Source organism: Kitasatospora sp. NPDC051164, from assembly GCF_044455625.1.
Taxonomy (GTDB): Bacteria; Actinomycetota; Actinomycetes; order Streptomycetales; family Streptomycetaceae; genus Kitasatospora.
The window spans coordinates 413801-427223 of record NZ_JBITFB010000001.1 but is presented as its reverse complement, the minus strand read 5'-3'; the positions used below and the strand labels follow the sequence as shown (position 1 = coordinate 427223).

Below are 13423 nucleotides of genomic sequence, written 5' to 3'. Positions count from 1 at the left end.
TCAGCAGGGCGATCGAGACGTGGTTCCCGGGTGGTCCCCGGGTGGGAGGAGTACGGCCGTGGCATGGGTGGAGACGGGCGCGGGAGGGTACCGCGTCGCGCTCGACGGGGAGGGCCGGGTGGTGTGCCGCAACGCGGCGGGCCGCGATCTCAAGTCCGTTCCGTCGAAGCTCGGTGACGACCCGGTGGTCACCCAGCTCAAGCAGCTCGCCGAGTGGCTGTCCGCGCACGAGCGCAGCTGCCGGGACGACGTCGAGCGCTGGATGGTGCGCTCGCTGCCGGTGCCCGCCGCGGTGATCACCGCCGTGTGGCCGGACGAGGCCTGGCAGGCCGTGCTGCGCGACCTGGTGGTCACCGGCGCGGACGGCACGGTCGCCGGCTTCCTGCGCGGCGCGGACGCCGAGCGCGGCCTCGGCCTGGTCGACCTGGACGGCGACACCGTCCGCCTCACCGACGGCGAGGTCCTGATACCCCACCCCGTCCTCCTCGAGGACCTCGACGAGCTGCGCGAGTTCGCCGTCGAACTCGGCGTCTCCCAGCGCGTCCAGCAGCTCTACCGCGAGGTCTGGCACCGGCCGGCGGAGCTCCCGGGCGGCACCGAGGTCACCACCTACGCCGGCGGCCGCTACCGCGAGCTGCGCGAGCTGGCCGGCCGCTGCACCCGGCTCGGCTGCCGGATCCGCGGCGGCTCCGCCGTCCAGCCGGTCACCGAGGGCGGGCGCACCGTCGAGGCCCGGGTCTGGGTCGGCGACTACTACGAGTACGACGCCTGCGAGACCGGAGCGCTCAGCTGGGCGGGCCCCGACGGCCGGGCCCTGCCGCTCACCGAGGTCGGGCCGGTCGCCTGGTCCGAGGGCATGCGGATGGCCGCCGCCCTGTACGCCGGCCGCACGATCGAAGGGGAGGACGCCGCATGACCGCCACCGGCCCGAACACCACCACCGGCTCGGCCACGACCGCCTCGCACGAGGGACGTCCCGAAGCCCTGCTCGACGCCGGCGCCGTGCTGCCGCCCGGCACCCTGGCCGACGCCGGCCGCCCCGACAGCGCCGCCGACGTGCTCACCGCCCGCGCCTACACCCACCCTGCGCTCGACGGCCGCCGGATCGTCCGGCTGGTCCCCGGCGCGCTCGGGCAGGCCGAGGACCTCGCCCTCGACTTCCTCGGCCTGACGCCCGACGCCGAGCCCGCCGAGGTCGGCCAGGTCCGCCAGGAGGCGCTCGGCTTCCCCGCCTGGGCACTGGTCCACGACCCGGCCAACGGCCACCACGCGCTCGCCCTGGTCAAGGAGATGGAGCGGCTGGCCCGCCAGGCCACCTCCAAGCCCGGCGCTGCCAAGGACGGCTTCGACGAGCTCGCCACCCGCCTCGGCCGCGCCGTCCCGCACTTCCTGCCCACCTTCTGCGAGGAGGTCGGCCGGATCTTCCTCGGCCACGGCAACCAGACCTACGCCGCCGCCTGGTTCGGCAAGGCCCGCGACGCCGAGCGCACCCACGGCCTGACGGTGGACGAGGAGCGGCTGCGCGCCGTCTTCCTGGAGTTCGCGCTGGCCGGCGCGCTCACCGTCAAGTCCCTGCGCCAGTACGTCAAGGAGCTCGCCCGGCGGCTCGACCCGCTGACCGCCTGGCAGCGCTTCCGCCAGCTGTGCACCGAGCGCTCCGCGGCCGGCATGGCCCCGTACGCCGGGGTCGCCGAGGATGCCCGCGCGCTGATCCGGGCCGCCGGGCTCGACCGTGCCGAGCACGAACGGGCGCTGCTCGCCGAGCTGTTGGCTTCCCCGGCGGTCAACCGGGCGCCCGCCGCGTTCTGGAAGTCCTGGCACGGCGCGCTGGTCGAGCTGGGCAAGGCCGACGCGCGGATCCGGGTCCGCCTGCTGGAGCTGCTGCCCGACCCGGCCGCCGCCGACTCCGCCCCGCACGACACCGCCTGGCTGGCGGTCCTCGCCGCGACCGGCGCCGAGGAACAGCTCACCGGCCCCCGCCCCGAGGGCGCCGAGCCCGCCGCCGCCTGGCTCCAGCGCTGGTGCCACCACCTCGGCCGCGGCTGGCGCACCCGGCCCAGCTGCCCGGCCACCCTCGCTCTGGCCGGCCGGATGGTCGAGCGGCTGCGCGCCGACGCCGTCCCGGTCGACCTCTTCACCGGCGTCCAGGCGAGCCACACCCGACTCGACCTGCTGGACCTCCTGCTGGCCGCGGGCGTCCCCGTGGCCGACCCGCCGGCCGACCGCGGCTTCGACCTGCGCGACTGGGTCGGGCAGGCCGGCCCCGACAGCGCCGGCCTCACCGCCCTCGCCGCCGACGCCCGCTACCGGCCGATGCTGCGCCGCGCCACCCCGGCCGCCTGGGAGACGGCCGTCAAGCGCCAGGCGGCCGTGCTGCCGCTGCTGAACGAGCTGTTCGCGGAGTGGGCCGAGGCCTGCGCCGAGGAGGTGACGGCCGCCCGCGGCCTGGCCGGCGCCGCCGACCTGGTCCGCTCGCTGAGCCAGCACCGCACCGCCATCCGCACGGTCGCCCCGGCCGCCGCCGAGAAGATCGCCGCACTCGACGTCACCGGCCTGCTCGCCCGGGCCCTCGGCGCCGGCATCCTGGACGAACTCGGCTGGCCCGCCCTGGAGGAGGCGCTCGCCAAGCTGGCCGACCCGCCCGCCGCCGACGCCCCGCCGACCACCGCCCCCGGCCTGCGCACCCTGGGCCTGAGCGGCCTGATCGTCGAGGACGCCTGGCCGTACCTGATCCTCGCCCGCCTCGACCGGGCCGTCGTGGTCGGCCCGCAGGGCATCCTGCTGGACCACACCCTGCGCCTGCCCAAGCTGCCGGAGAACTGGAACCGCCCCCGGCTGCGCCTGGTCGACGGCGAACTCCTCGTCGTCTGGTACGAGGACGGCAAGCAGACGGCGTACTGGTCCGGCCGCCCGGAGCAGACCTTCGAACTCGAAGGCAGCACCATCGCCGGCTACCACTACGGCGAGCGGTTCCCGGAGGTGCCGTCCCTGCCGCTGCCCGGCGGCGGCCGCACCACCGGCGAGCGCCCGCTGCACCCCGGCGACACCCGGATGCCCAACGAACACCCCGTCCTCGGCGACGGCACCGGCTACTGGACGCTGCGCCACGGCGCCGACGGCCCCGTCCTGCGCGAACTCGACCCGGCCACCGGCACCCTGGGCCGCGCCGCCGAGCCGCCCGTGATCGCCGCCACCGCCGCGGCCGGCCGGCTCGCCGAAGGCAGCACCCGGCTGCTGCCGCTGCAGCCCGGCCTGGAGCAGACCCCGCTCGGCACCGACGGCACCGTGCTCGGCAGCTGGGTCCGCAGCGAGCCCGGCCGCGCCGTCACCACCTTCACGGCCGACGGGCAGCGCATCGTCCTGCCGCTGGACGGGCGGCGTGAGCCGGACATCGTCCCGGTCGGCCGGCTCGCCCTGCCCGGCGAGGGCCGCCCGGTGGTCAGCCGCCCGGGCGGCGAACACCTCTCCCTCAACCTGCCCGACCTCGCCGACCGCGCGGACCGCACTGCCGACCTGCGCAGTTGCCGGTCGGGCGAGCTCTCCGCCGCCGGCACCGTCCTCGTCCCGCCGTACGACCACTGGCACGCCCTGCGGCCCCGCGACGAGGCCGGATCCCGCACCCTGCGCGGCCTGACCACGGAGCAGGCCGCCCACCTGATCGACCTCGCCTGGCCCGTCGACGCCGAGCCCGTCCCGGCGGACGAACAGCGCTGGCTGACCGTCCAGGGTGTCCGGCGCCCGCTCGCCCAGCGGGGCGAGGCCCGCACCACTCTGCCGGTCGAGGCGGTCGGCGCCGCCCTGCCCGGGATCGCCCATCCGCTCCTGCTCGCCGGCGTCGCCGGATTCGCCCGCGCCGCCGCCGACCTGCTGGACCGGGTCGCCCGGTTCGTCCCGCAGCCGGAGGCCGAGCGCCCCGGCAAGGCGGAGGCCGCCGAATGGCGGCCCGAGCACGGCCGGGACGACGAACTGCGCGACGCCGTCCGCGCCGTCCTGCCCGAGATCGGCGGCTTCGGCAACGGCTGGGGCACCTCCGACCGCTGCTGGGTGCTCAACAACCTGCGCACCGTCAGCGCCGTCCTCGCCGCCCCGCCCGCCGCACCCGCCCCGCCCGCCCCGCCTGCCGCGAACGGCGCGAGTGACGAGGGCTGGACCACCCCGGCGAGCGTCACCCTGCACGGCGGCGACGCCAACCACGGCTGGCTGCACCTGCTCGGCCGGGTCGACGCCCTGGCCCACGCCGTGGCCGCCCCGCTCACCAAGCCGGCCCACCGCTCCACGCTGGTCCTGCTGCTCGGCGAACTCACCAAGGGCCCGCTCGCCGACCGCGGCGCCACCCTGCGCGAGATCGTCCTCGCCGAGCCGGCGCAGCGCACCACGAGCGACCGGCCCACCAGCCACCGCCAGGGCGAGGTGCTACGGCACGGCGACCGCACCGTCGTCATCCTCGGCCACCGGCGCCAGTTCTCCGACGGCACGGTGCACTGGCTCGCCGTCGACCACGACCCGAGCGGGGAGTTCGGCCCCGTCGCGCACTTCACCACCGTCGAGGAGCGCGGCACCGAGGAACGGCTCTCCGCCGCCTGGACCGCCACGTTCCGGCGGGTCGCCGCCCTGCGCCGCAGCGTCCCGTGGGACGCCGCCCGCGCCGCCGCCTTCTCCGAACTCACCGGCATCGGCACCACCCGCGCCACCCTGCTGATCAGCCCGCCCCCGGGCCTGCTCCACTGGGGCAACGCCGAGGTGCCCGCCGAGTACGGCTTCAAGCCCGCCGAGGTCAGGGCCGCCCAGAGCTGGCTGCGCGGACACGACCACGCCGGCATCGCCGACGTGTGGAGGGCGCTGCTGCCTGCCGACCCGAAGACGCTGTGGACCGACGGCCCCGACCTCGCCGCCGGGGCCGAGGCCTGGATCCGCCGCTTCGGACGGCTCGTCACCCTCCCCGAGGAGGCCCAGGCCACCGTCCAGGGCGTGTCCATCGGCACCATCGAGGCGGTGCTCAACCCCGCCCACACCCCGTGGCTGACCCGCACCACCGGCTTCCGGCGCAACGACAACGACCAGGGCACCTCCCAGCTGGTCCCCGAGGACCCGTCCGCCGTGCCCGGATCCGGCGCGCTGGACTCCACCATCGACGCCATCCGCTGGCTCGCCTACCACCTGCCCGCCGACAGCCCGCTGCGCGCGCTGCTGCCCCGGGCCGCCACCGCGCTGCGCGAGCGCCTGGCCGACCCCGAGCTGCTCCTCGACCTCGACCTCGTCCGCACCCCCAAGGGCACCTCGCTGGCCGCCGTCCTGCGCACCCATTTCGGCCTGCCCGCCGAGGGCGGCGCCGACCCGGACGGTCTGGTCCGCTGCGGCCCGGCGCTGGTCCTCACCCCGTACCACGAGGAGTACGAGCGGGTCTGGCTGCGCCCGGCCGCCCTGGCCGGCCCGGACGACCCGCTGCTCGAACTGCTCGACGGCCTCTCCAGCAGCTACTGGTTCGGCACCGAGCGGGCCGCCATCGCGGCCGTGCTGCGCGGCGAACCGGAGCGCCTGGCCGCCTCCGCCGCCTGTGCTGATTCCGCCGCCTCCGCCGCCGCCTCCGCCGTGACGGCCGTCGGCGACGGCCCGGCCTGGTTGCAGAACCCGCAGCTGTCCGCCCCCGAGCTGGTCGCCGAGGTATCCCGCACCCACGGCCTCGGCGAGGACGCAGCCGCGCTCTACCTCCAACTGCTCGCCCTGCCCGATCCGACCGACCGCAACGTCGCCCGCTGGACGGGCTGGAAGCCCGCCCGGCTGAAGCGGGCCCGCGCCGAACTCGCCGCCACCGACCTGGTGCTGGAGGCCAAGCGGTCCCGGGCCGGCCGCGGCCTCTTCCTGCCCGGCGGCTGGCAGGAGGCCAAGTCCCCGGCCCTGCCGGCCGAGACCTGGAAGGCCGCCCTGTACGAACTGCCCACCCACCGGCCCGTGCTGGCGCACCTGCCCGTCCCCGAGCTGTTCGCCCGGGCCTGGCAGCGCACCCTCGACGGCGACGCCCCCGGTTACGAAGAGCTCCAGACCAGCAAGCGCAGGAAGGCCCGCCGATGAGTACCACCACCTCCGTACCCATGCCCGCGGAGCGGCAGATCGTCCCGCCCGAGGAGAAGTACGCCGCCGAACTGGAGTTCCTCGCCGCACACGACAGCGGCCCGCGCCCGCCCGGCTGGCACCTCACACCGCGCGCCGTCGTCACCTTCGTGATGGGCAGCGACGGCGAGAAGCGCAAGGCCGGGCGCAGGAGCCTGGTCATCGAGCCCAAGTTCGTCGGCGAGCGCGCCCTGGTCGAACGCTGCGTCGTCACCCTCGCCGGGGAGCGCGGCCTGCTGCTCGTCGGCGAGCCCGGCACCGCCAAGTCGATGCTCTCCGAACTGCTCGCCGCCGCCGTCTGCGGCACCAGCGCGCTCACCGTCCAGGGCACCGCCGGCACCACCGAGGACCAGCTCAAGTACGGCTGGAACTACGCCCTGCTGCTCGCCCAGGGCCCCAGCCGCGAGGCCCTCGTCCCCTCCCCGGTGCTCACCGCGATGACCACCGGGGCGGTCGCCCGGGTCGAGGAGGTGACCCGCTGTCTGCCCGAGGTGCAGGACGCCCTGGTCTCCCTGCTCTCCGAACGGCGCGTCGCCGTACCCGAGTTGGCGGGCACCCCGGACGGGCAGCTGCACGCCGCCGCCGGCTTCACCCTGATCGCCACCGCCAACCTGCGGGACAAGGGCGTCAGCGAGATGTCCGCGGCCCTCAAACGGCGGTTCAACTTCGAGACGGTCGGCCCGATCGGCAGCCTCGCCGCCGAGGTCGACCTGGTCCGCCGCCAGTCCACCGTCGCCGTCGCCCGGGCCGGCGCCGCCTACGCGGTCGACGACGCCGTCCTGGAAGCCCTGATCACCGCCTTCCGTGACCTGCGCACCGGCCGCTCCACCGAGGGCTGGGACGTCGAACGCCCGTCCACCGTGATGAGCACCGCCGAGGCGGTCTCCGTCGCCACCGCGCTCGGCGTCACCGCCGCCTACCTGCCCGACGGCGGCGACCTGCTCGGCCGCCTCCCCGGCCAGCTCCTCGGCGTGGTCCGCAAGGACGACCCCGCCGACGCGGCCCGCCTGCTCGGCTACTGGGACGGCCCGGTCCGCCGCCGCGCCGAACAGGGTGCCGCCACCTGGCGCACCCTGTGGGACCTCCGCTCGGCGCTGGAGGCCTGAGCCGATGAGCAGCGCGGTGACCCCCGTCCCGGACGACGCGGACCGTACGGTCCGGACCGAGGCCGACCGGCTGGCGGCCTCCGGCGCCGGCCGCCCCGGGCCCTACCTGATCGGCGTGCGCCACCACGCGCCGTCCCTCAGCGCGGTCGTCCCCGCGCTGCTCGACGCCGCCCGACCGGAGGCGGTGCTGGTCGAACTGCCCGCCGAGTTCCAGCCCTGGCTCGGCCCACTCGCGGACGAGGCGACCGAAGCCCCGGTCGCCCTCGCCGCCGCCCCGGCCGGACCCGACGAGGCGGGCGGGCCCGCCTTCTACCCGTTCGCCGACTTCTCCCCGGAGCTCGCCGCCCTGCGGTGGGCCCGGCGCAACGGCGTGGAGGCCATCGCCTGCGACCTACCGCTCGCCCACCGCACCACCCGGGCCGGCGAAGGACGGCGCATCGGCGGGGCGCCGGACGCCTCCGGCGTCGCCGACGCGCTGCGCCACCGCCTCACCGGCCGGGACACCGACGAGGACCTGTGGGACCGGCTGGTCGAGACTGCCGTCCCCGGCTCCTCCCCGGAAGCCGTCCGGCGCGCCGCCCTGCTCGTCGGCTGGGCACTGCGCCACGACGCCGAGACCGGCCCCGGCGTCGACCCGTACGACCTGCGCCGCGAGGCCTGGATGCGGGACCGCATCCAGGCCGCCTCGGCCGGCGGGCGCCGGATCGCCGCCGTGGTCGGCGCCTTCCACGCCCCCGCCCTGCTGGACGGCCCGATCGCCACCGAGGAGCCGCCGCACCCGGACGACCCCGGCCATGTCCTCTCCCTGATCCCGTACACCTACCCGCTGCTCGACGCCCGCTCCGGCTACCCGGCGGGCATCCGCGACCCGGAGTGGCAGCACACCGTCCTCGATGCCGGCGGCGACCCCGAACGGCTCGCCGAGGCGCTCACCACCACCGCCGTCCGGATCTGCGCCGCCCTGCGCAGCCAGGACCACCCCAGCGGCCCGGCCGACGCCCGCGAGATCGTCCGCCTGGCCGGCGACCTTGCCCGGCTGCGCGGCCACGCCGTCCCCGGCCGCGGTGAACTGGTCGAAGCCGTCCAGACCGTCCTCGCCCAGGGCGAACCCCTCGGCCGCGGCCGGGCCGTCGCCCACGCCCTCGAACAGGTCCTGATCGGCACCCGCACCGGCCGCCCCAGCCCCGCCGCCCCGCGCAGCGGACTCGCCCCGGCCGTCGAGACCCTCCTCGCCGACCTCGGCCTCCCCGGCCCCGCCGACCCCGGCCCCCGCGACCTGCGCCTCGACCCGCTGCGCAGCCCTCTCGACCGCCGCCGCGAGATCCTCCTCCACCGCCTCACCGCCTGCGACGTCCCCTACGCCGACCCCGTCCCCACCACCGGCGCCGGCGGCACCGAAACCCTCGGCACCCGCTGGCGCCTCCACTGGACACCCGCCGCCGCCGCCATGCTCACGGTCGCCGGCACCCGAGGCGTCACCCCCGCCCAGGCCGCCGAGGGCGCCCTGCGAACCCGCCTCACCGCCGACCCCACTGCGCGCGAGATCATCGACGGCCTCACCGCCGCCGCCTCCTGCGCCCTCCCCGCCCTCACCGACACCCGCCTCGCCCAACTCACCACCACCCTCCCTGCCTCAGCCACCCTCCCCGATCTCCTCGACGCCCTCTCCCTTCTCGACCGCCTCGCCGCCGGCCACTTCCCGGGCTGCCCCCAGAGCGGGGAGAACAAGGCGCCCAGCGAGGAGGAGGCGCCAGCCGCGCCCGGTGGTCAGGACATTGCCTCACCTGCCTCACCGGCCTCACCTACCTCGGGCGCCCCGGCGTCCGGCGCCTCCTCCCCCTCCTCTTCTTCTCCGTCCTCCCCCGCCGGGCCGTTGGCGGCCGCCGGGGAGGTCCTGACGGTTGCCGCTGTGCGGCAGTTGGAGGGGCTGGGCGGGTCGGACGATCCGCAGGACGCCCGGGCGCTGGTGGAGTTGGCGCGGCGCGCGGATCGGCTGGGTGGGGTGCGGCCGTCATACGCGCTGGCCGAACTCGCCGAGCGGGGGAGTCCGTTGGTGCGGGGTGCGGCCGGGGCGGTGCGGGTGCTGCTCGGGCAGGAGGCGGCCGGGGTGCTGGGCGCTCGGGTGGCCTCGTGGGTGGACGGGGCGACCGGTCCGGAGGCGCGGCACGCGCTCGGGCGGGCGCTGGTCGGGTTGCTGACGGCGGCGGAGGGACTGTTCGACTCCGCCCCGGAGGCGCTCGCGCCGGTGCTGGAGCGGGTCACCTCGCTGCCCGACGATGCCTTCCTGGACCGGCTGCCCGCGCTGCGCGGCGGCTTCGACACGCTCAGTCCGGCCGCCCGTGACCGGTTGCTGGCCCTGGTCGAGGAACACCTGGGCACCCGGCTCACCGCGCTGCCCGAGGAGGCCGGCCCCGCCGTGCTCGCCGGCTGGGTGCGGGCGGACCTCGCGGCCCGCGCCGCGCTGGCCCGCCGCGGCCTGCTGCCACCGGCGCCGGCACCGGCAGCCCCCGATCCGGCTCCCGATCCGGCCTCCGATCCGGCCCCGGCGTCACAGCTTGGCCCCGAGCACGTCGCCGCGGCGGACCGGGCCCACCACACCCTCGCGCCCGCCGAGCGCTGGCGGCTGCTCCTCGGCCGCCCCGGCAACGGCCGCCTGAGCGGCCGCGGCGCCCGACTCGCCACCGCCCTGGACGAGTTGTACGGCAGCGGGCACGGCGAGGGCTCCGGTCCCGGCGTGGGGAGCCGGGGCGGCCGCGAGGCCCCCTACCCCGGGGTGCGGGAGTGGGCCGAGGAGCTGGAGTCGCTGTTCGGCCCGGGCCTGCGGGAGGAGGTGCTGGCCGCCGCCGTCGCGCAGGGCCGCACCGACGTCCTGGCGGCGATCGACCCGTCCGCCGTCCGCCCGTCCGTCGACCTGCTGCGCACCGTCCTGGAGCACGCGGGCGGCCTGCCCGAGGCTCGGCTGGCGCGGCTGCGCCCGCTGGTGCGGCGCCTGGTGGACGAGCTGACCCGGGAGCTGGCGACCAGGCTGCGCCCGGCGCTGACCGGGATCGCGGTGCCGCGCCCGTCCCGCCGTCCGGGTGGCGGGCTGGACCTGGACCGGACCATCCGGGCCAACCTGGCCACCGCCCGTCCCGCGCCGGGGGGCGGCACCCTGATCGTGCCCGAGCGCCCGGTGTTCCGGACCAGGGCGCGGCAGGCCAACGACTGGCGGCTGATCCTGGTCGTGGACGTCTCCGGGTCGATGGAGGCCTCCACGGTCTGGGCGGCGCTCACAGCCTCGATCCTGGCCGGGGTGCCCTCGCTGAGCACCCACTTCGTCGCGTTCTCCACCGAGGTCGTCGACCTCACGGAGCGCGTGGAGGATCCGCTGAGCCTGCTGCTGGAAGTGCGGATCGGCGGCGGCACCAGCATCGCGAGCGGCCTGCGCTACGCGCGGGAGCTGGTGACGGTGCCGTCCCGCACGCTGGTCGCGGTGGTCAGCGACTTCGAGGAGGGCGGGCCGGTCTCCGGGCTGCTGGCCCAGACCCGGGCGTTGGTGGACTCCGGCGTGCACCTGCTGGGCTGCGCGGCGCTGGACGACACCGGGACGGCCCGCTACTCGAAGGCGGTCGCGGGCCGACTGGTCGCGGCCGGTATGCCCGTGGCGGCGTTGAGCCCGCTGGAACTGGCCCGCTGGGTGGGGGAGAAGGTGCGATGAGTGTGACGGCGCGGACGAACGAGTGGCCGGGCGTGCGGCCCGAGGTGGTCGCCGAGGTGGTGGCCGGGCTGAGCGCCCGGCTGCAGAAGCGGCTGGACGGCGCGGCGGCGAAGCTGGCGGAGCGTCCGGTGGCCCGTGAGGGTGACGAGTGGCGGGTGGAGGTGGACGAGGAGACGGTGCTCGTCCTGCACGCCCCGGGCGGGACGGTCGCCGACCAGGCGGGCGTCCGCTGCGGCTGCCTCCTCGCCCCGGCCTGCGTGCACCGGGCGGCGGCCGTCAGCCTCTGCCCGCTCGCCGAGGCCACGGAGCCGGAGCCGCCGGAGTCGCCGGAGCCGACTGGCGCGACGGAGCCGGCCGAAACGGCATCGCGGGTGGCAGCGGCCGAGGCGCCGCCGGGGGCACCCCAGGCGCCGACGGGACCGGCGGCCACCACGCCCGCCACCGGTCCCACCGCCCCCACCGCTCTCACCGCCCCCGAACTCGATGCCGCCCGCCACCTCCACCGGGCCGCGGCCGCCGTCCTCGCCGCCGGGGTGAGCGGCGCGGGCGCCGTCTCCCAGGCCGAACTGCTGCGCGCCGCCCACCGGGCCCGGCTCGCGGGCCTGCACCGCCCGGCCGCGGTGGCCGTCGCCGTCGTGACCCGGGTCCGGTCGGCCCGGTCCGGTGCGCCCGACCACCGGCTGGCGGACCTGGTGGCCGGCCTGCGCGAGCTGCTCGGCCTCACCACCGCCCTGGCCGCCGGCACCGGCCCGGTCGCCGAGCTGCGCGGCACCGCGCGCCAGAGCTACCGGGGGGAGGGCGGCCTGCGGCTCTACGGGCTGTTCGCCGAACCGGTGCTGACGGCGACCCACGCGGGCGCGGTCAGCTGGGCGGTGGACGCCGACGGGCGCCTCAGCACGATCGCCGAGGTCATGCCGTACGACGACGCGGCGGCCGCCGCCCCGCAGGCGGTCGGGGCGGGCAACCGGACGGTCCGGCTGGGCGACACCGCGCTCAGCGTCCGCGAGTTCAGCCGCGCCGGGCTGGCCGTCCAGGGCGCGACCCGGTCCGCCGCCGGGCGGCTGGGGGCCGGTGCCACCGTCCGGGCGGTCCGCGCGGCGGGCGCCGCGTGGACGGCGGAGCCGGCGGCCCGGCTCTGGGCCGAACCGGTGGCCGTCCAGGTGGCGCGGGCGCTCGCGGCCCAGGACCTGCCGTACGAGAGCCGACCCGCCGGGAGCGACCTGCTCTTCCTGGACGTCACACTGCTGGGCACGGCCCCCACCGGCCCGGGCGGGGCGTCGCAGCTGCTGGCGCGGTGCACGGCGGACGGCCCGGTGATCGCCCTGCGCGCGCCGCACGAGCACCCCGACCTGCCCTTCCGGGCGAACCTCGCGCTGCTCGCCACCGTGCCCGGCCTGCGGCTGCGCATGGTCGGCCGACTGGAGCGCGCGGACCGCCCGGAGCTGCGCCTGCTCGCGATCGGCACGCCCCCGCAGGCGCCGGACCCGCAGGCCCCCGGCCCGCAGGCCCCGAACCCGCTGGTTCAAGCCGACCGGGCGGGCCGGGTCAACCTCGGCCTCGAACGCCTCCAGACCGCCGACCTCACGCCCCCGGAAGCGGCGCCCGAAGAACCGGCCGAAAGCCCGGAGCTCCGCACGCCGTACGGTCCGCCGGTGCACGTGCTCGGCCGCCGGGTGGAGCAGACGGTCACCACTGGTCGGCACGCCCTCGCCCCGAGCGGGGCCACGGCGGCGGCCGACCGGGGCCTGCTGCGCGTTGCCGGGCTGGCCACCGCCGCCGAGCTGCTGGACGGCCTGCGGGCCGCCGCGACGGCCCAGCGGCGCGACGTGTTCGGCCGGATCGTGGCGGACGACCACGACGCCTTCGCCGGGGCCTGGCTGGCGGCCGCCTGGTACACCGAGGAGCTGGCCACGGCGTTCTGCTCGGCGGCCTGGACCGGGGAGGGGTGAGCCATAAGTCGAACTATTTGCAAGGACCGGTAATCCGCGCCGACTGGCATACTTGTCGTGAGGAGGCACCGAACACGCGGTGCAGCGGAAAGGACGGCGCGCCATGGGGATCCGCGACGACGCGGCCGAGGTCCGGGCCCGTGGCTGGCGCACGCTCGCCGCGCTGCACGGAATGATCGACGCCGCGCTGGAGAAGGCACTCCAGGCCGAGTGCAAGCTCTCGGTGGTCGAGTACACGGTGCTGGACGCGCTCTCGCGCCAGGACGGCTGGCACATGCGGATGCAGCAGCTGGCCCGCGCGGCGGCACTGAGCAGCAGCGCGACCACCCGGCTGGTGAGCCGCCTGGAGGACCGGGGCCTGCTGAGCCGCTACCTCTGTGCGGACGACCGGCGCGGCATCTACACGGAGCTGACGCAGGACGGCCGCGACCTACTGGCGACCGCCCGGCCGGTGCACGACGCCGCCCTGGAGGCGACGCTGGCCCAGGCCACCGAGATCCCCGAGCTTGCCCCGCTGGTCGACTCGCTCGCCGAGCTCGACCCGGCGCACGCCTGACCGCGTA

Annotated in this window: 6 protein-coding genes; all 6 read left to right on the top strand. The window is 77.2% G+C overall.

The features are described from left to right. The first annotated feature begins 58 nt into the window (after positions 1 to 58). Entirely contained in the window at positions 59 to 916 is an 858-nt protein-coding gene (locus ACIBEC_RS01835) for a DUF4132 domain-containing protein (RefSeq protein WP_396287661.1), read from the top strand. After that, positions 913 to 6069, top strand: coding sequence for a hypothetical protein (locus tag ACIBEC_RS01830; protein WP_360490347.1), 5157 nt, complete (start codon positions 913 to 915; stop codon positions 6067 to 6069). Before ACIBEC_RS01835 ends, ACIBEC_RS01830 begins: the two co-directional genes overlap by 4 nt. Continuing rightward, positions 6066 to 7214, top strand: coding sequence for an AAA family ATPase (locus ACIBEC_RS01825; protein ID WP_360490345.1), 1149 nt, complete (start codon positions 6066 to 6068; stop codon positions 7212 to 7214). The genes ACIBEC_RS01830 and ACIBEC_RS01825 overlap by 4 nt, the downstream gene beginning before the upstream one ends. Before the next feature lie 4 nt (positions 7215 to 7218). Then, the gene (locus ACIBEC_RS01820; protein WP_360490343.1) at positions 7219 to 10911 is read left to right on the top strand and encodes a DUF5682 family protein; all 3693 of its coding nucleotides are present in this window, start codon (positions 7219 to 7221) and stop codon (positions 10909 to 10911) included. Beyond that, positions 10908 to 12860 (top strand): hypothetical protein, encoded by a 1953-nt coding sequence (locus ACIBEC_RS01815; RefSeq protein WP_360490341.1) that lies wholly within the window; start codon positions 10908 to 10910, stop codon positions 12858 to 12860. The genes ACIBEC_RS01820 and ACIBEC_RS01815 overlap by 4 nt, the downstream gene beginning before the upstream one ends. A gap of 103 nt (positions 12861 to 12963) precedes the next feature. Next, the gene (locus tag ACIBEC_RS01810; protein WP_360490339.1) at positions 12964 to 13416 is read left to right on the top strand and encodes a MarR family transcriptional regulator; all 453 of its coding nucleotides are present in this window, start codon (positions 12964 to 12966) and stop codon (positions 13414 to 13416) included. Positions 13417 to 13423: the final 7 nt, after the last annotated feature.